The organism is Microbacterium sp. Bi98 (genome assembly GCF_918698045.1).
Taxonomy (GTDB): Bacteria; Actinomycetota; Actinomycetes; order Actinomycetales; family Microbacteriaceae; genus Microbacterium.
The window spans coordinates 122,435-139,593 of record NZ_CAKKLK010000004.1; the positions used below are offsets into that span (position 1 = coordinate 122,435).

At 63.6% G+C, this 17,159-nt stretch carries 21 protein-coding genes and 1 pseudogene; 8 read left to right on the top strand and 14 right to left on the bottom strand.

Annotation, left to right across the window (positions count from 1 at the left end):
- The first annotated feature begins 7 nt into the window (after nt 1-7).
- From LQZ85_RS08875 to LQZ85_RS08890, 4 genes are read left to right on the top strand one after another with little or no spacing between them, the layout of a single operon-like run.
- Complete coding sequence (locus LQZ85_RS08875; protein ID WP_017201916.1) at nt 8-1,822, top strand: cation-translocating P-type ATPase; 1,815 nt, start codon at nt 8-10, stop codon at nt 1,820-1,822.
- Nucleotides 1,822-2,430, top strand: coding sequence for a cadmium resistance transporter (locus LQZ85_RS08880; protein ID WP_056278742.1), 609 nt, complete (start codon nt 1,822-1,824; stop codon nt 2,428-2,430). The genes LQZ85_RS08875 and LQZ85_RS08880 overlap by 1 nt, the downstream gene beginning before the upstream one ends.
- Nucleotides 2,427-2,960 (top strand): signal peptidase II, encoded by a 534-nt coding sequence (locus LQZ85_RS08885; RefSeq protein WP_056278741.1) that lies wholly within the window; start codon nt 2,427-2,429, stop codon nt 2,958-2,960. The genes LQZ85_RS08880 and LQZ85_RS08885 overlap by 4 nt, the downstream gene beginning before the upstream one ends.
- Nucleotides 2,957-3,934, top strand: coding sequence for a bile acid:sodium symporter (locus LQZ85_RS08890; protein ID WP_056278740.1), 978 nt, complete (start codon nt 2,957-2,959; stop codon nt 3,932-3,934). The genes LQZ85_RS08885 and LQZ85_RS08890 overlap by 4 nt, the downstream gene beginning before the upstream one ends.
- 207 nt (nt 3,935-4,141) lie before the next feature.
- On the opposite strand, the gene LQZ85_RS08895 is transcribed toward LQZ85_RS08890, so the two are convergent.
- Entirely contained in the window at nt 4,142-4,648 is a 507-nt protein-coding gene (locus LQZ85_RS08895; RefSeq protein ID WP_056278739.1) for a hypothetical protein, read from the bottom strand.
- A 46-nt stretch (nt 4,649-4,694) separates the two neighbouring features.
- Nucleotides 4,695-4,838, bottom strand: a complete 144-nt coding sequence (locus LQZ85_RS08900; protein WP_157538179.1) for a hypothetical protein — start codon at nt 4,836-4,838, stop codon at nt 4,695-4,697.
- Between the two features lie 229 nt (nt 4,839-5,067).
- On the opposite strand from LQZ85_RS08900, the gene LQZ85_RS17865 reads away from it, so the two are divergent.
- Nucleotides 5,068-5,199 (top strand): hypothetical protein, encoded by a 132-nt coding sequence (locus LQZ85_RS17865; RefSeq protein ID WP_268776162.1) that lies wholly within the window; start codon nt 5,068-5,070, stop codon nt 5,197-5,199.
- Nucleotides 5,200-5,376: 177 nt separating this feature from the next.
- Here LQZ85_RS17865 and LQZ85_RS08905 read toward each other — a convergent pair whose 3' ends face one another.
- The 4 genes from LQZ85_RS08905 to LQZ85_RS08920 all read right to left on the bottom strand — a co-directional run bounded on the left by LQZ85_RS08905 (nt 5,377) and on the right by LQZ85_RS08920 (nt 9,492).
- Nucleotides 5,377-6,618, bottom strand: coding sequence for a Fic family protein (locus tag LQZ85_RS08905; RefSeq protein ID WP_230100800.1), 1,242 nt, complete (start codon nt 6,616-6,618; stop codon nt 5,377-5,379).
- A 703-nt stretch (nt 6,619-7,321) separates the two neighbouring features.
- Nucleotides 7,322-8,113 (bottom strand): hypothetical protein, encoded by a 792-nt coding sequence (locus LQZ85_RS08910; RefSeq protein WP_157538177.1) that lies wholly within the window; start codon nt 8,111-8,113, stop codon nt 7,322-7,324.
- Between the two features lie 36 nt (nt 8,114-8,149).
- Nucleotides 8,150-8,830 carry a hypothetical protein gene (locus LQZ85_RS08915; RefSeq protein WP_230100801.1) on the bottom strand — a complete coding sequence of 227 codons (681 nt, stop codon included), beginning with the start codon at nt 8,828-8,830 and terminating at the stop codon, nt 8,150-8,152.
- Nucleotides 8,831-9,114: 284 nt separating this feature from the next.
- Complete coding sequence (locus LQZ85_RS08920) at nt 9,115-9,492, bottom strand: hypothetical protein (RefSeq protein WP_157538175.1); 378 nt, start codon at nt 9,490-9,492, stop codon at nt 9,115-9,117.
- Between the two features lie 93 nt (nt 9,493-9,585).
- On the opposite strand from LQZ85_RS08920, the gene LQZ85_RS08925 reads away from it, so the two are divergent.
- Both LQZ85_RS08925 and LQZ85_RS08930 read left to right on the top strand, forming a co-directional pair.
- Complete coding sequence (locus LQZ85_RS08925) at nt 9,586-9,882, top strand: hypothetical protein (protein ID WP_056278734.1); 297 nt, start codon at nt 9,586-9,588, stop codon at nt 9,880-9,882.
- A gap of 120 nt (nt 9,883-10,002) precedes the next feature.
- Nucleotides 10,003-10,209, top strand: a complete 207-nt coding sequence (locus LQZ85_RS08930; protein ID WP_056278733.1) for a hypothetical protein — start codon at nt 10,003-10,005, stop codon at nt 10,207-10,209.
- Nucleotides 10,210-10,660: 451 nt separating this feature from the next.
- Here LQZ85_RS08930 and LQZ85_RS08935 read toward each other — a convergent pair whose 3' ends face one another.
- The 4 genes and pseudogenes from LQZ85_RS08935 to LQZ85_RS08950 form a co-directional block, all read right to left on the bottom strand.
- On the bottom strand, nt 10,661-10,807 hold the full coding sequence (locus LQZ85_RS08935; protein ID WP_230100832.1) for a hypothetical protein: 147 nt from the start codon (nt 10,805-10,807) through the stop codon (nt 10,661-10,663).
- A gap of 103 nt (nt 10,808-10,910) precedes the next feature.
- Nucleotides 10,911-11,033: pseudogene (locus LQZ85_RS17870) on the bottom strand (SOS response-associated peptidase family protein); the annotation flags it as partial.
- Between the two features lie 25 nt (nt 11,034-11,058).
- Complete coding sequence (locus tag LQZ85_RS08945) at nt 11,059-11,556, bottom strand: hypothetical protein (protein ID WP_157538171.1); 498 nt, start codon at nt 11,554-11,556, stop codon at nt 11,059-11,061.
- Nucleotides 11,557-11,731: 175 nt separating this feature from the next.
- Nucleotides 11,732-12,475, bottom strand: a complete 744-nt coding sequence (locus tag LQZ85_RS08950; RefSeq protein WP_157538169.1) for a hypothetical protein — start codon at nt 12,473-12,475, stop codon at nt 11,732-11,734.
- A 226-nt stretch (nt 12,476-12,701) separates the two neighbouring features.
- On the opposite strand from LQZ85_RS08950, the gene LQZ85_RS08955 reads away from it, so the two are divergent.
- Nucleotides 12,702-13,019, top strand: a complete 318-nt coding sequence (locus tag LQZ85_RS08955; RefSeq protein ID WP_082586584.1) for a helix-turn-helix transcriptional regulator — start codon at nt 12,702-12,704, stop codon at nt 13,017-13,019.
- A gap of 480 nt (nt 13,020-13,499) precedes the next feature.
- On the opposite strand, the gene LQZ85_RS08960 is transcribed toward LQZ85_RS08955, so the two are convergent.
- The 4 genes from LQZ85_RS08960 to LQZ85_RS08975 all read right to left on the bottom strand — a co-directional run bounded on the left by LQZ85_RS08960 (nt 13,500) and on the right by LQZ85_RS08975 (nt 17,103).
- A complete protein-coding gene (locus LQZ85_RS08960) occupies nt 13,500-14,627 on the bottom strand; it encodes a hypothetical protein (RefSeq protein ID WP_056278732.1) in 1,128 nt (375 codons plus the stop codon).
- Nucleotides 14,628-14,994: 367 nt separating this feature from the next.
- Nucleotides 14,995-15,333, bottom strand: a complete 339-nt coding sequence (locus tag LQZ85_RS08965) for a helix-turn-helix transcriptional regulator (protein WP_082586583.1) — start codon at nt 15,331-15,333, stop codon at nt 14,995-14,997.
- Nucleotides 15,334-15,337: 4 nt separating this feature from the next.
- Nucleotides 15,338-16,444 carry a site-specific integrase gene (locus LQZ85_RS08970; RefSeq protein WP_056278731.1) on the bottom strand — a complete coding sequence of 369 codons (1,107 nt, stop codon included), beginning with the start codon at nt 16,442-16,444 and terminating at the stop codon, nt 15,338-15,340.
- 332 nt (nt 16,445-16,776) lie between these two features.
- Complete coding sequence (locus LQZ85_RS08975; protein ID WP_230100802.1) at nt 16,777-17,103, bottom strand: hypothetical protein; 327 nt, start codon at nt 17,101-17,103, stop codon at nt 16,777-16,779.
- Nucleotides 17,104-17,159 lie beyond the last annotated feature (56 nt).

Genomic DNA, 17,159 nt, shown 5'->3' on the forward strand with positions numbered 1-17,159 from the left:
CGGGATCATGGTGCCGGTCCTTTCCGGCGTTGCGTTCCTCGTCGGCCTGATCCTCGAGTGGTCCGGCCTCGAGATTCCGGCGCTCGTGCTGTTCTGGGCCGGTCTGCTGCTGGGTGCGTCGACGTTCACGCCTGGCGCGATACGAAAGCTGTTCAAGGGCAAGCTCGGCATCGGACTGCTGATGACCATCAGCGCCATCGGTGCAGTCGTCCTCGGATACGTCGAGGAGGCCGCGGCTCTGGCGTTCCTGTACTCGATCGCTGAGGCGCTCGAAGACAAGGCGATGGACCGGGCCCGCGGGGGGCTACGGGCGCTCCTGAAGCTCGTCCCGGAAACAGCGACCGTGCTGCAGGGCGGCAACGCTGTGCAGGTGCAAGCGAGAGAGCTTATGGTCGGTCAGGTCATGGTGGTCCGCCCGGGCGAGCGGATCGCAACGGATGGGATCGTCCGCTCCGGTCGCTCCAGCCTGGACACCTCGGCGATCACTGGGGAGTCGATCCCGGTCGAGGTCCAGCCTGGCGATGTTGTGTCGGCCGGCGCGATCAACAGCGCCGGCGCGCTGGAGGTCGAAACGACGGCTGCGGGCACCGACAACTCGCTCACCACGATCGTCGAACTGGTAGAGAAAGCACAGACCGAGAAGGGCGAGCGTGCTCGTCTCGCGGACAGGATCGCCCGCCCGCTGGTGCCCGGCGTGCTGATCCTCGCAGCGCTTGTCGCGATCATCGGTTCGCTGCTGGGCGACCCCGAGGTGTGGATCACCCGCGCGCTCGTCGTGCTCGTCGCGGCCTCCCCGTGTGCGCTGGCGATCTCGGTGCCGCTGACGGTCGTCGCTGCGATCGGTGCGGCGAGCAAGTTCGGTGTGATCATCAAGTCCGGCGCCGTTTTCGAGCGCTTCGGGACGGTCCGGCACGTCGCCGTCGACAAGACCGGAACCCTCACCCGCAACGAGCCCGTGGTCACCGCCGTGCTCACCACGAACGGTGTAACCGAGGTCCAGGCGTTGGCGTGGGCGGCTGCCCTGGAGCAGCACAGCACACATCCTCTTGCCTCAGCAATCACCGCCGCAGCCTCGGGGACACCGGCAGCTGCAGATGTGACCGAGCAGGCCGGCCACGGTATTGACGGCACCGTCGACGGATCGAGAATCACCGTCGGCAGTCCCCGCTGGCTGGACGCCGGCGACCTCGTCGAGCGGGTCGCAACGCTGGAAGAGCAGGGCATGACCGTCGTCATCGTGCACCGCGACGGGTCACCGGTCGCCGCGATCGGCGTCCGTGACGAGCTGCGCCCTGAAGTCTCTGACGTAGTCCGGACACTCACCGGCCAGGGCGTCGGCGTGACGATGCTCACCGGCGACAACGCCCGGACCGCTCGTGCTCTGGCTGCGCAGGCCGGGATCAGCGCCGTGCGAGCGGAGCTGCGCCCGGAGGACAAGGCGACCGCGATCGCAGAACTGTCGAAGGCAGGACCGGTCGCGATGATCGGCGACGGCATCAACGATGCCCCGGCCCTCGCTAGCGCAGACGTCGGCATCGCGATGGGCGCGACAGGCTCCGACGCAGCGATCGAATCCGCCGACGTGGCCTTCACCGGCCATGATCTGCGCCTCATCCCGCGGGCGTTCGATCACGCCCGGCGCGGTCGACGGATCATCAACCAGAACATCATCCTGTCGCTGCTGATCATCACCGCCCTGCTCCCGCTCGCGCTCTTCGGCGTCCTGGGGCTCGCGGCTGTCGTCCTGGTCCACGAGGTCGCGGAGGTCATCGTGATCCTCAACGGCCTGCGTGCCGCCCGCACGCCACGACTGGAAAGCTGATGCTCGCCACCATCGGTTCAGCGATCGGCCTTTTTGCGGCGACGAACATCGACGACATCGTCGTGCTCACCGTGCTGTTCCTCGCCTCCAGTCGAGGGAATCCCCGCCCGTGGCAGATCATCGCAGGCCAGTATCTCGGGTTCATCACCCTGGTCGTGATCAGTGTGATAGCCGCGCTCGGGCTCACGATCGTTCCGGACGAATGGGTCGGGTTCCTGGGTCTGATCCCGCTCGGCATCGGCGTGTGGACGCTCATTCGCGGCTTGCGCCGCAACGGCGACAATGACGACGACGACTCCAAGATCACCGCGGTCGGACTATGGGGCGTCGCAGGGATCACGATCGCCAACGGGGCCGACAATATCTCCCTCTACACGCCAATCTTCCGCACCAGCACCCCAGTCGACGTCGCGATCATGATCGTCGTGTTCCTCATCCTCGTCGCGGTCTGGTGTGCGGCCGGTCGGCTCATCGGCACCAACAAGGCAGTCACCGAAGCGCTGGAGCGCGTCGAGCACTGGCTGGTACCGGCAGTGTTCATCGGCCTGGGCCTGTTCATCCTGATCGAATCTGGGGTCATCGTCCGTCTGATCGAGGTCCTCGCATGACCTCCTCCCGGACAGAGGCTCGCCCGCCCGCTGCGCGCAAGCTGTCGTCGGCACGGCGGTGGCAGCTCACTGGTGGAACGCTCCTGATCGCCGTGGTTGTCGTGCTGATTGATCAGGGAACCAAGGTGTTGGCCGAAGCGACCCTCACCGAGCGCGAGCGCATCCCGCTGATCGGTGACCTCCTGGGTTTGCAGCTCGCCTATAACCCCGGAGCGGCATTCTCGTTCGGGGAAGGCTTCACCTGGGTATTCGCGCTGCTCGCTGTCGCCGCCACCGTCACAGCGATCGTGTTCGCGTTCCAAGTGCAACGCCCGGCGTGGGCGATCGTGATCGGCGCTCTCGGTGGCGCTGCCGCCTCACACGCAGGCGACCGCCTCTTCCGCGACCCCGGATTCGCCCGTGGACACGTCGTGGACTTCCTCGCCTACGGGAACTGGTTCATCGGCAACCTCGCCGACATCGTGATCTTCGCCGCAGCGATCACCGGAGCAGTTTTCATGATCCGCGCAGACGAGGAGAGCACCGAGTGAGATCTCTCGTGCGGTGGTGGGACACTCATCAACTCGCCCTCTACATCGGCGCAATCGCCGTGGGGGCGGCCATCGGGCTGATAACGCCGCAGGCCGCTCCGAGCCTCGAGCACTCGATCGAACCCGCACTGATGTTGCTGTTGTTCGCCACTTTCCTCGGCGTCCCGCTTATCGAGGTGAAGCGCGCGTTCCGTGACATCAGGTTTCTGGGCACGGTGCTGGTGGCGAACTTTGTCATTGTGCCGATGCTCGCCTGGGGTCTCTCCCGTTTCGTAGTCGACGACCGGGGACTGCTCCTCGGGGTGTTGTTCGTCCTGCTGACCCCGTGCATCGATTACGTCATCGTGTTCGCTGGTCTCGCGGGTGGTGCTGGCGCGCGACTGCTCGCAGCCGCACCGCTGCTGATGTTGGTCCAGATCCTGCTGCTCCCGGTGTTCCTGTTCCTCTTCGCCGGCGGCGCTGTGCTCGGTGTGGTTGACATCGGCCCATTCATCCGGGCATTCCTGTTGCTGATCGTGGTCCCACTCTCTGCAGCAGCGGTTGTGCAGGCTCTTGCGCGTCGTTATCGGGGAGGGCGGTTTATCGAGAAGATCATGGCGGGTGCGATGGTGCCGCTGATGATGGTGACCCTCGCCGTAGTCATCGGTTCCCAGATCGCCGCCGTTGGATCGCAGATCACCGCGCTCCTGCGTGTAATGCCGCTGTACATCGCATTCGTCGTCCTCGCCGTCGCGATCGGGAAGCTCGCCAGCCGCGTCGCACAACTAGACGTTTCCGCCACCCGCGCGGTGATGTTCTCCACCGCGACGCGCAACTCGCTCGTCGTCCTACCGCTCGCTCTCGCCCTTCCCGCCTCGATGAGCATGGCCCCGCTCGCGATAGTCACGCAAACCCTTGTCGAGCTGGTCGCGATGCTCGTCCTCGTCCGCGTGGTCCCCCTTCTCGCGCGCGAACCACGGCCGAGCCTCGCCTAGCCGCAGCACTGAACTATAAATCGGAGCGGTCGTCCCATCGAAAACGATCGTTTCCGGCGGCTTGGAGGATCGCCCTGGTCAACGTCACGACACGCCGAGGATCGACCCGCCGTAACCCCCTGCCGAAACGCAATAGCACCGAAACCGGTGGTGTAGCGTTTCCGGCTGGCCAATCCGAGCGGGTTCGGCCGAACCTGAAGGCCCACGTCAGTCGCGAGCGTTGAACACCTGGAAGGCGACGCCATCCTCGTGCTGCCAGTGGGAGGCGATGCCGAGCGAGCGCTTCGTCAGCTCATGCCGGAAGGCCTCGATGTCGTCTTCCGTGAAGATCCACGCGTGCTGGGACGAGCGGGCACGGTACTGGGCGAAGGCGCGGATGTTGATCCTGCAGGCGAACGATGAGAAGTCGACGCTGCGGGGGAGAGCTCGCCCGGCTTCGCGATCGACCTGCCTGGGCGAACCGCGGTGGTCGCCGTACTCGGTGCCGGCGCGCATCATCTCGGCGACCATGTCCAGGCCCTTCAGGTGCTCCGGCGTCGGGTACGTGGGTCGCTGCGCGGCCATGAGGGCGTCGTACTCATCACAAAGACGCCGCTGGTCGACGCTGTAGATAGTCCTGAGATCCGAGAACGCGCGCTCGTTGTCGTTGATGACCTGACGCAGAGCAACCAACTCGCCGGTGTCGTGCGGGGTCGTGCTGTAGATGAGAACCATCGGTGTTCTCCTCGAGGTCGTGTGTGGGGTGAGCGTCGAGCGCAGGTCAGTCGATCTCGCCTGCCTTCAGCGCGCGCTTGATCGCTTTCATCGACCGCCAAGGGCGACCCTTCAGCGCGTCGTCCTGCGTGATGACGAGAGCTCGGATGTGCCGGGCGGTCTTCTTGTCGATCGGTTTCTGTTCAGGCATGGGGCCACTTATTCGGGGTCAGGGTCGGTCGTGACGAGCGGGGTGGAGGCTCGCTGAGCAACTGAGGTTTGTGAGGTTGTAAACACGTAAACCCCGGAATCACGCGGATCGACGAGGACTCCGCATAGAGAGGTTTCTGGGGTTGCGGTCGCCAGCCGCAGTGGCTGTCTGACCGGATCCGTCGCGCGGGGGATGACCGCGGGCACGCCGAGTCCGTAGCGTGAAGCGCATGGATATCGCTTCGATGATCATGGGCGGCTCGATCGTTTCGATCGGGTGGATCGCGTTCTGGCCGTGGGCGCAGCTGAAACGGCTTCGCGAGCTCGAGGGAACTGCAGCCGCAGGTCCGGACCCGGATTAGACCTCGTTCAGAGGCAATGCGCGCTCGGATCCGCTCGATTGCTGGGGGTCTCCGTCGAAGTGCCCAGCAACCGAGCGCAGGGGAGCGCACGAAATCCGCGAGATTCCGCGGAAGTCGGATCGGGGGTCATAGGCAGTGCCGACCCGCCGGGGCTTATGACCCCGCGCTGGCGCGCGGCTAGCCTCGAGCGGTCATCCGGCGGATCTGCTCGGCGTATCCGTCGAGGACGTCGAAGATCCCGCGGTGCTGCCAGACGCGGTTGCGTCCTTGGCCGGTCGTCTCGGTGAGCACCCCGCGATCGGTGAGTGTGTCCAGCGCGCGCAGCGCCGCCATCTCGCCGAGTCCGAGCGCGCTCATGAGGTACTTCGTGTTCACAGCCGGCTGGCCCACGAGCGCGGGAAGGACCTTCCAGACCGCAGCGTCGGAGCGGACGCCCTGGAGTAGAGCGCGGGACTCGTCCAGCTGCGCGACGAGATCGTCGACCAACTGCGTCCCCGTGGACGCGGCGATGCGACTCGCCATGGCGAACTCGCGGATGATCGGGGCGGCGTCGCCGGCTCGGAAAGCGGTCAGCGCCTGGAAGTAGCGCCCGGTGTTCACGAGTAGTCCTGCAGAGATCGGTACGGCGGTGGAGCTGACGAGACCCTTGTTGCGCAGGATCGACTGCGCGAGCGCGCGGCCGGTGCGGCCGTTGCCGTCGACGAACGGGTGGATGGTCTCGAACTGGGCGTGCGCGACAGCGACCTGAACAAGCACGGAGATGTCCTGGCGCTGCACGAATCTGACCAGGTCACCGATCGCACCGGGAATCCGGTCGTGGTGGGGACCTATGAACTCCGCGTGGCGGGGGCCGGCGTTGCCGGGGCCGATCCAGACCTGTTCTTGGCGGTAGACACCGGCTTCCTGCTCGAGGCCGGATTGGTGGCGCAGCAGAGCGTGGTGCATCTGCAGGATGGAATCCTCGGAGATCTCGTCCGAGAGCGCGAGGGCTGCCTCCATGGCGCGGACGTTCCCGATGACGGTGAGCGCGTTGGCCTTGTCGCCTTCATCGATCTCGGCGAGAGCGAGCTGCTTCGCCGACGTCGTCAGCTGCTCGATCTGTGAGCTGGACGCGGACTCTGTGCGGAGCAGGATCGCGGTCATCGGGCCCAGGGCCGGGTTGTCGGTGCCCAACGTGCGCCGCGCATGCTCGTCGAACGCGACCAGCTGGCGCGTGGCGTCTTCGACGTCAGCGGCATCTTCGCTCGGGACCTGCGGGCTCCAATGAGCGATCGGAGCTGTGACCGTCGCCTCAAAGGGCCCGGTCTGACGCACAACCTCGGCCCGTGAGAACATCCCCGGTGCCCGCGGCTTCCAGTCCAGGGTCTCGCTCGAGATGGCATCGATGGGGATGCGGGTGCTGGGCGAAGACGTGGGCATCACACCATGATACCAACACTTATGAAACTAGGTGTTTGTAGGGGGTGACTCAACCCGCGTCTGGCGCGAAGAGCTATCTGCGGCGAGATCATCTCGCCGGATGAACTCGAGCGTCTCTTGGGTCGTGCAACCGTAGAAGGCGGCCCCGCAACGCTCAACCTGGGTCCTGAAGGCCAGCCGGAGCTGGGCACGACGATTAGCGAGGCGCCCGCGTTCACCGCCTTCTACGACTACCTACGCGCACGGCACCCCGAGCACGACCACCGGTATGACACCATATGGGACGCGCTCCGCCCCACCAACGCCAACACCGCCGTCGTTCTTTCGGCATGGTCTGAAGTCGTCGACGACGCACGATCCCTCGCCCGCCTCCTTGAGGTACGCGACGGCAAATGGTCCGTCCCCATCATCACAAGCCTCCTGGTGAGCCAAGGCAAGCTCAACGCGGCCTACGAAGAGATCGCGTCCCGTCTCCAGAGCCTCCGCAACAAGGTGGGCGGCGCCACCGAACCCCCACCGACGAGGTCGTGGACGACTTCGCATCCACCACGCGCGTCGTACGAGCACAACTCCGAAAGGCAGAGAAAAGCATCCGTCTCGCGCAAGCACGCGACCAGCTGCCCACGGACCAGTCACCTCACCGCCAGGCGGGTTCTGGCCGTGAATCGGGGACGAGTGAGGCAAGCAGCGGGTGTGCTGACGATCAGTAGGCCATCGGGTCGATCTTGGTGACGATGTCGTAGCCGTACTGTTCGGCTCCGTTCATGGCGAGCTGCACGTCGCGCTTGTACACGAACACCCGGTACCACTTGGTGGCGAAGAATCGCGGGGCGTTGCGGGTCTTTTTGAGGAGGGCGGCCCATTCGTCAGCACGCCATGAGCCGTCGACGAGCACGAAGGATTCACGGTGTGCTTCCAAGAGGCGGCGGTTACGAACGTACTCGTCCATGACCTGACGGAGGTCGAGGTCCTGCTCAATCGCAGCTTTGATCGCCGCCGAGAGGCGCGGCCCATAAGGTTCGGGCCACTCCCACGCCCAGAGCGGGTCGTAGGGCGGTTGCAGCAGGCGCTTGATGTTGTGCGCGATTGCGTCCGGAACGGCCAAGAGGTCGAGGTCCGACTCGTGCTTCGTGCGCTCGGTGAAGATCGCGTCCGCGGAGGACTCGACCTCGTCGAGCAACTGCACTACCCGATAGGCGTGCACGATGCCTGGGTAACGCTCGAGTGGTTCTCCTGTCGGAACGGCTTTCACCACCGGGACCAATCGGTCGAGCTGAGTTCGACCGGGAGTTAGATCATTGCATTCTTCGTCCCAGACGATCGGATGCCGGAGCACTGCACGTGCCTTCTCGACCACCGCACCCTCAGCATTGGTTACCTCAAGACTTCGAGCGCGCTTCGATAGGCGGCGCTCGGCACCGAGCACAACGCCACCAACCAGCCCACCTGTGACCACGCCGACGAGCAGGTCGGGTAAAAACGAATCCCAATTCACCCGCTCAGTATGCCGTGCGGTGGCGAAGAGCGAAGGTCAGGCGGGCGGAAAGATCGTGTCGAAAAGACGTTGGCCTAGTACGCCCAGCAGTGCGCCGATAACGAGGAGCAGCCCTTGTATGCCGACGGCGCGGAATCGAGAGGGGCCACGTTCGCCAAGAACCACTCGAGACCGCCCCGTGAAGGCAATGTAGGCACCGAGAAGGGCTACCTGGCCGATGGCTGAAGTGAGCACGGCGGGCAGCCAGTCGGCGCCCAACGCGATCAACCCGAAGTAGATCACGGCGTTGGCCGCGAAGAGCAGACCCGTGAAGGCGAGCCACCCTCGGAACGTGGTCAGCCACGCCCACTTCGGTACGAAGCGGATGATGGCTTCTCGCGCCCACGGTTCGGTCAACCGCAGCCAGTCTTGGTCGGTCGACTGGAGCATGATCTCGACGCTCCGCTGGACCAGCGTGATGCGAATGATGCGATCCCCGAGCGTCAGCCGAAGCCCGACGTGCGCGTGAGTGCGGGGGATCTCGATCGTGGACACGACGTCCTCGACGGCAACCGTGGGATGGTCCTCCCGCCCCTGCTTGCTCTTGGTCACCCAGTAGACCGAAATCGGGGTGTCCACATCGACGTTTGCCCCGGAAGTCAGGTTGCGTTGCGCGTCGCTGATCAGTCCGACGAACTCAGTTGGGGTGATTCGCCACACGTTGGCGGTGAAGGGCACGACAGACGGCATCATCCGAATAACGTATCGGGAATCACGATCACCGCGGGGCAGCGGGGGATCGCAACACACCGATGTGATCAGCTGGAAGTGTGAGCGGAGCTCCTGTTAAGTTGTGCTTGCACCTGAACTGTGACCGAAGCCTCGCCCAACCGGCGGGGCTTTTGTCGTACCCGGGAGACGAGGTGTGTGGGCGGCCGGGGTCTGGAAAGGCCCGGACGCGCGGTCCCCAGCCCGCAGCGGCGCCCCTGGCACGAGTAAGCCGCCGCCCACGTCCCGGTCGGTTAGTCGACGAGTGTGACGGTGAATCGCTGCTGCAGGTCGACGCCGTTCACGTTCAGGCCCGCGTGGGCGCTGTCGATGCCGTCGGGCCCGACACTGGCGTCCACGAAGTGCACCGAGATCGATTCGCGAGTGATGGTGACCTTGTCGAGCGGGTAGTTCGACTGACCGCCACCCATGTGGTCGAAGACGAACGCGCGGACCTCGGGGTCTTCGGTGCCGATGAACTTCACCCCAAACTGCTTCAAGCTGCTGGCCCGACCGCCGTACACCGTGACCGAGTACATGAAGTACTCGACACCGCTGGCGGGCGCCGGGTCGCCGAGCGCCCAGGTGATGTGCACGCCGTTGTCGTCGCGGCCGACGAGCACGCTTTGCATCAGTCTGGGGTTGACTACACCGCTCGCTCGTTCCATGCCCTCACCGTATCGGAAGCCGCAGGGGAGGGCACGTGAGTAAGCGCACGCACAACCATGAGGACCAGCGGCAGCGGACCGAGTTCATTCGAAGCGGGCAAGCTGCTCGACGCGGACCCGGCGACCCGCCACCTGTCGGTGTGCTGGATCTGCACGCTGCGCATCGACTGCGAGCAGGCACCGGGTACGACGACCGACTCGCACACCCTCGACCACTACTACCCGGTCGAGGACTTTCCCGTGCTACAGAACGAACCCGACAACTTCCGCCACGCGCACTTCGACTGCAACAGCAGCCGCGGCAAGGGTGACGCCGAGCGTGGGCTTGGCGAACCAATGCCGGCGTGGTGGTGATTCGCCACCCCATCTTCCGGCTCGCTTCGCTGCGGCGCACATACCTCGCGCATGGGCTGAGCGAGCCGGACTTGACCGAACGGAGAAGCCTTGACCGCTGTCGCACCCATTGAGGGAACCGTGGACATCAGTCTCGGCGCCGGTACGCCGACGCAGGTGGCGTCGTTCACCGTGCCCGTGAGTCTCGAGGACCAGGGTGGCGGGCGCGTGGTGCTGCACGCGGCGGCGGTCGACCCGATCAAGGCCGCGGCCGGCGAGGCGCTCTCGCAGGCAGCGGACGCCCTACTCGCATCCATCCCGACCGCGATCCTCGAGGACGCCCGATGAATCGCTTCGCAGCTGTGGGACTGTTCGTGGAGGCGGCGAAGGGCAAGCGCATCGCGGTCTTCACGCCGCGCCATGCTGACATCACGGATGTGCTGCGCTGCTTCGAGCGGGTGCCCAGGGTGGTCGAGTGGCCGGGTGTTCGCATTCGCCACTACAAGGGGGATTCGCACATCGACCTGGGTGGGCGCGGCCGCATCACGCTCCACAGCGTGCGTTCGAACGTACGGGGGATCAGCGCCGACATGGTGTTGATCAACCAGGACGCGGACCGTTCACTGGACGACGGGCGTCACGATGACTTCCATCGCGACGCCCGTGCCATCGTGCTGCCAGCCCCAAGGGGGAGGTGGTCCGCGCATGAGTACCGACAAGGCCCACCCGGACCCGCGGGCGACAGTCCCACGCGTGGATGTACCGCCCGGCCAGGTGTCCAACCGCCACCGGCGCGGCTTCACGAACGCGTCCACTGCGAGGGAAAGTCGTCAGTTGTGAGCCAGCTGATGGGCTCTCCGTTGACCATCAGCACGATCCCGGCCACGCTGAGCGCGACTCCGCCGAAGGCGATGATCGCCCAGAGAATCTCTCGACGCCCAGCCATTAGGCGGCCTGCTCCAGCAGAGTCGGTTCAGCGGGGTCGACGGTGCGCGAGCTGCAGACCTTCCCGCCAACGATGTGCTCACGGATCGGGGAGGCGACAGTGCTCGAGCCGTGAGCCAGGTATCCCAAGTGTCGGGCGTCAGGAACGCTGGCATGCGGTCGTGCACCGCGCCACTGGCGTCGCGCGCTTCGCGGGAGATGACTACGAAGCAGGAGCTGAAGTTCAAGTTCGGTGCTCGTCGCTGAAGACGATCACGTCTTGCTGGAGTTCATGATCACCGCGACAATCGAATTCGGATCCCTCTTCAGGCGCAACCACTGCGCCGGGGTGACGAGCTCTAGCGCAGGGCTTCGAGTCGTCATGAATGAGTACACACGCTCAGCAGACCACGATTCTGGAAGTGCCTTTCCTAGTTGCGTGACGCCCTCGAGCACGCCGCAAAATCGGTCAAACTGCCACACGGGGTAACGCCGTTTCCGGTTCACCACAAAGTAGTAGAGGGAGCTTTGTTGAGCGCGTCGCCGGACCTGACGTGCACCGACCATGAGAAAGTCAGCAGTTTCATCGTCGCTCCAAGAATCGATGACGGCCTCGAGTCGTAGTCGGTACTCGGGACGAAGCCGAAGTCTCGGTTCAGCCGGCGAATCAATTGGAGTAGCCGTTTCGTTGCTGGTTGTGCTCGTCTCAGGAGCCGGCGACTTTGCCGATATAAACAGATCGCCTTCGGTCTCCAGCACCAGTTCGATCATCGTGCGGAGGATTGCGTCGATAAGTTTCCGATCGCGCCCGGAATCTGCTGCCGCTTGCACGAGCCGTCTGAACGCCTCGAGAACTGAATCGAGCTCCTCTTGCGTGACTGCGTCGTGATCACCAGGAGTGCTCACTCCCTTACGGCGCGACGAGGGCTCACGCTCCTGGGGGTCGCTATTCACTCTCCACCTCCAAAGTCTCGAGAAAGTCGGCGATCTGGTGTGGATCACTCCCTCGTATTAACCAGTCGGCGGGAGAGACTGAGCCGCCATCGTCGGCGAGTTCGCGGCGCGGAGTCATCATGAACGAGTTGATCGTGGCCGGCGACCAATCCTTCGGAATGGCGGGGGCGACGATATCGATTCCCGGTACGACAGCGAATCGTGGTCGCCCCGCGAACTGCCAGGACGGGTATCGCCACTCGGAGTCGCACTCGACGACGTGCAGATAGCCGCGACGAGTGAGTCGACGCAACGACGTTGGCGCGACGCGCAGTAGAGCGCGGGCTTCGACCGCGCTCAGGGAGTGCTCCGACGCGTCGGTCGCCGTGGGCGATCTCGCACCGCCTAACGCTTTATTACTCTCGCGGGGTTGCGCTTGGAGTGCACGAGACTGCTCGCGAAAGCGGTGACCGACTCGAAGACTACGTGTGACCTGTCGGTCGTATTCGATGTATCCGCGTCGGCGCCATTCGATAGCCACGTGGCTACGGAAGCTGCTGTTCCCGCGGCGTCGCTCTAAGACATCCCATTCCGTGGGGAGGCGGGCAGGAACTCCACCGGTGTCGGGGAGCAAGTGCTCGAAGAGTTCCCGGAAGGTCGGTCCCTGCGACTGACGACGGCGGTACTGGGCAATGAAGATGCCTGCTGCCAAGCCCCATTCATCGGCAGAGTCCTCTCCGGTGAAGTCCTCGAACATGTATGCCCACGAAGCGGGCGGGGGATGGCCCACACCGCGCCACCACGAACCCCAAGAACTACTCGCCACGATAACCGTCACAATCGCGGTCGCACGCATCGGCCCAGCCCTGCGGTGCGACCGCGGTGTCCGTAGGGCGGGCAGCACACGTGCAGAGTGGAGGGAGGATCCGGCGAAAGTCGATTGTTTCGTATGGCCAGAGTAATTATGCCATACGGACTAGGCCATGTCCTCTGCACCGAATCGCGAGGCTAGAGATGTGGTTCGGCGAAATGAGTTGGCGGAAGCCGAGTGGAGCGCGTACGCGCAGCAGCTCGCGGTCGCACTTCGTCGAGTTCGGCAGGAGGCTGGGCTGAGCCAAGAGGACGTGGCGTACGGCGCCGGCATGAGCCGTTACACCTATCAGAAGTACGAAAAGGGGGAGTCCCGTCCGGGGATGCCGGCGAATCCCTCACTTCGATCACTGTTCGCAATATCCCAGGCCCTCGGGGTCGGTTTGGATGCCATTCTTCCCGGAGGCGTGCCAGACCTACGCCCCCGCTAGCCGACGGGTGGTGTCCGGCGGACGGCTCGACGGGATCCGCATACGTGTTCTCGCGTTGGTCTCCCTCGAGTCTCGAAACTTGCTTGATCGACCATGCCATGAACCCTCCGCCTACAGCTTTGATGTGTCGCACTAGCGTCGGGGCGGCACACTCAAGCGCGACAACGCAGAGGATGAAGAGACGTTAGCGTTCATGCTTCAGCCCGCGCCGTGGGAGAGCCGCACCGACGATGATGCCGCTTCGACTTCGAAACTAGGCGTTCGACACGACTGAGCCGGAACGAGACTCTGCTAAATCCTCGGTGGAGGCGGAAGCGGCTACGCGACCGTTCGTAACAGCGGGGCTATACGACTCGCAGACCGCGCTCCCGCAAGCGTTCGCCCTCCGGTTTGTCGCCCGAGACGGGGGAGTGGCTGCTGACCTTGGCTCTGAACGAGAGATGTTGCTGAACAGCACCGAAGGCGCACCGGCCGACGACGTCAGGAGGTTTCATCCTCACGGTGAAATCGGCCATGCACGTACTGTTCGAAGCGGACGCCCTGGTGGATCTCATGCTGGTCCATCGCGTTGAAGCTGAATCCCATCGCCATTGCGACGAGCGGCGCTGGCATCCGGGTGACGAGGTCGTCCAGGCTGGTGTTCTTCGCTGCGAGAACGTCGATACCAAGCGCGTTTAGCTCCTCTTTCAGTTGTTGCGCGGTGATATGTCTGCCGGCTCGCATCCCGGGGAAGAGGTACGAATTGTCGTCGACTCGCTGGGTTCGGACGCGGGCACGCGCGGCGAGGTGTGCGGAAACGATACTCGCGAACGGCTCCGGCACCGGTACGTCCTTCCCGGAAAATCTGACAATCAGTTCATCGGCATCGGTGCGGGTGAACTGATCAACGCGCATTTTCGAGAGGCGCGTCAGCGGTTGACCGAACAAGAGAAACATCAATGCTGCCGTGCGGGTCGCGAGTTTCAGGTCAGTGGCGTCGCAGTAGAAGCGGATCCAGCGAAGGCGTTCGTCCGCGTCCATCCTTCGCGTGGAGCGCGCGTTGCGGCGCGGCACCGTCAGCGGGTGGGAGAGCTTGTGTTCCGTGCAGTAGTCCAGGAACAGCTTGAGGTTATAGCGTGTGGTCGGCCCAGTTGTCAGCCATTCATCGACGAGTCCCTGTCCACAATCGCCGAGGCTGACATTCTGCACCTCTAGCCATTGCAGGAACTCGCTCGCCGCCGTGATCTGCTGTTTGGCGTAATGTGCGGGGGAGTGGGCGTCCTGCCCCCGCTCGACTAGTTGTCGCACACGATTCAGGTGATGCCAGACGGCATACTGCGTGAGAGGCAGACGCTGGTTCGGCGGGGTCTCTTGGACAACACGGTTGACCCAGTTTTCAAAGGAGACGTAGGCCTCATCGCGAGTCGGGAGCAGCTTCATATCGACGAGCAGTGCTCGTATGTGTTGCACGGCTCCCGTACGCCCAGCACTGTCGAGACCTTCATGGGTGATCGAGATGGATCCGTCCGCGAGTCCGCGGAGGATGGTCTTGACCTTGGGTGAGCGCATCCAGGTAAGCACGCTTGTCGGACGGTCGCTCTCGAGTAGGCGGGTCTTGAGCGCCGACATCGTCGGATCAAACTGATCAGCCCCGTTCAGGACTTCGCTGAGATCGTCGTCAAGGGAACATCGTTCACAATTCCCGCGTCGGAAGATGGCACCCTCGTGCCCGCATCGGTGACAAATGAAGCTGCGCCCGAGGCCGCCGCAGTCAGAGCACACCGAGCGTCCCGACGAGTCGATTCCGGGCAGCAGCCTGTTGGTCGAACACCCGGGACAGTCGCCGAAGGTGTGGGTCGCTCGGTCGTAGCAGCGCCCACAGATCAGACCTTCAGGGAACCGATACTTCGTTGTCGTCTTGGGTGTCTGTTCCTGGCACCGCGCGCACGTGACCTCGCCCGGCGCCCGTGGTCGGCCCTTTGGTCTCCTCCCGTTGTCAGCGGTCATCGGCAATCACCCTCGCTCGTTTCGGTCGGGCTCGGCTCCCCACGGCGTTCAGGTTGGTGACCTCATTCACTGCTCGTTTCGCGGATGCGGCATCTGTTGCCGACGTAGTTATCAGGTCGGCAGGCGTGCAGTGAAAGATGTCGCACAGTGCGGCAAGCAGGGGCAGCGAAAGTCGTTCAGGCCTCCCAGTGACCATCCGCCAAATCTGCGCTGACGACAAGTTGATCCCCCGATCCGCTAGGTGGGGAGCGAGATCTGTGGAGTTATGCATGGCGTTGCGTGCCATCAGCTCAGACAGCTTCCAGTCGTAGTCGGTTGTGCGGCGCATTTCATCATTCCTTGGATCCGTTTCTGAGAGCGTCTCCGATAGTTCCACCGAGCATGTCTCGAACAGTCGAGGTGAGGTATTCGTCGGAAACACCCGTGTACAGCGCGGTGGTCGACGCGTACTCATGACCAACCTGCCTCTGTACAAAGTACGCTGGTGCGCCTGCTTCGATGAGGTGTGTGATGTACGAGTGTCGCAGTGAGTGCATGACGACCTCGCGTCCTAGCCCTATATCGTCCCGATACTGACGGAACCTGGCGCCTAGGGCAGTTTCGGACACGAACGTTCCACGTTCAGTTGTAAATAGCTCGGTGCCGCCTTGAGTTGCCAAGTGGGGATGCCCTCTCTCGAGCCACTCCTCGAGTATCTCGCTGCCCCACGGGAAGAGGGCGAGGACGTTGCGCTGTTTGTAATCCGATCCTCGCATCGCCTTTCCGTACCGGACGTTGAGGTGACCGTACTTACCGAACTCGGGCGCTTTTCGATTGCGACTGAAGTCGAAGGTCTCAAGATGACGGACTTCGTTCCTGCGAAGCCCGAAGCAGTATGCGATCTTGAAGAGTGTCGCGTCGCGAAACGCTGCCGCCCAGCCTTTTCGATCTGTCCGTGCTATGCGTTCGACCTCATCATCGGCACGGTCGAAAAAGGCTTGAAGCTCGGTGTGACGAAACGGTCGACGTCGTCCTCCGTGCTCCGCTTCTTGGATGTGTCGAGCGGTATTCCAGTAGTGGAAGACCGGCGCGGGATGCGTGTCGAAGAGTTCCATACAGCGGTCTATCCAGCCGTATGACTCCGAGCAGATGTAGTCGGTGAAACCCGACAGCGCGTTCTGGTAACTGCGGATCGTGGAACGTTGGTTGCCGTGGACCGCGCGACGGTCAGCGAAGAACTCATCGACCATGTCCACACTCCAGGCCCAGGGGTACTCATTCATCTCGGTAGCGAAGCGGCGGATCAGTCCCTCCCGATTCTCGACAGTGGAGAAAGCAAGATTTCGCGTCAGCTGCTGGCGCCGAAAGCCTTGCAACATCTCGGAAAACACAGTCTCTTCCGGGTGAAGCAGCACGAATCCGGATTGCTGCACGAATCGTCCTTGCTCGTCGAGACCCATGACCTATCCTTTCATTTGATGATTGAATCATGCACTTAACGAAGGATCCGCGCAACCACTAGTTCTGGCACCCATCGACGCGCGTGCTTCTGCTTGGTGGCCACGGACCCGCCACGCCCTTGATGACGAGTAAGCCGATGGCTTCTTCCCAGATCAGACGGCGCTTCTTGCTAGATTTGATCGAGCCGCCACGCACGCGCGAAGGGAACCGCGGCGGATTTCATCTGTTGAAATAAAGCTCAGTCGAACTGACATAATGTGCATTATCGGCTATTACCCATTTCGATGGCTCCCGCTGCGCCGTCGTCCAGAACGCCGCGGGACGGCCGGTGTCATTCGAGGTCGTATCCGGGTGGATACTCGATCTCCAGCGGCTGACTCGTCGGAGACTCGATAGAACGGGTGCGCTGTCGCAGTCGCTCGACGAGTTCGGGATCCTCGATCTCCGGACCCTCGCCAGTGGCCTCCTTGGACACGATCTGGCTCGCTGGACCGATGAGGAACTTCGCGACTGCTGTGCCGCCGTCGTTCTCCCGCACCGGGATCTCGACGATCTCAGCACGCTCATCGTCTCCCAGTGCTCGGCTGTAAGCCAGCAGCGCATCGGCGATCGCATCTCCAGTGAGGTACTCAGCTCCGGCGTAGATGATCTTCTGCATGCTGCTTTTCTAGAGGGTGTCGCCGTCGACAAGATCTCCCTTGATCCGCGACTCGT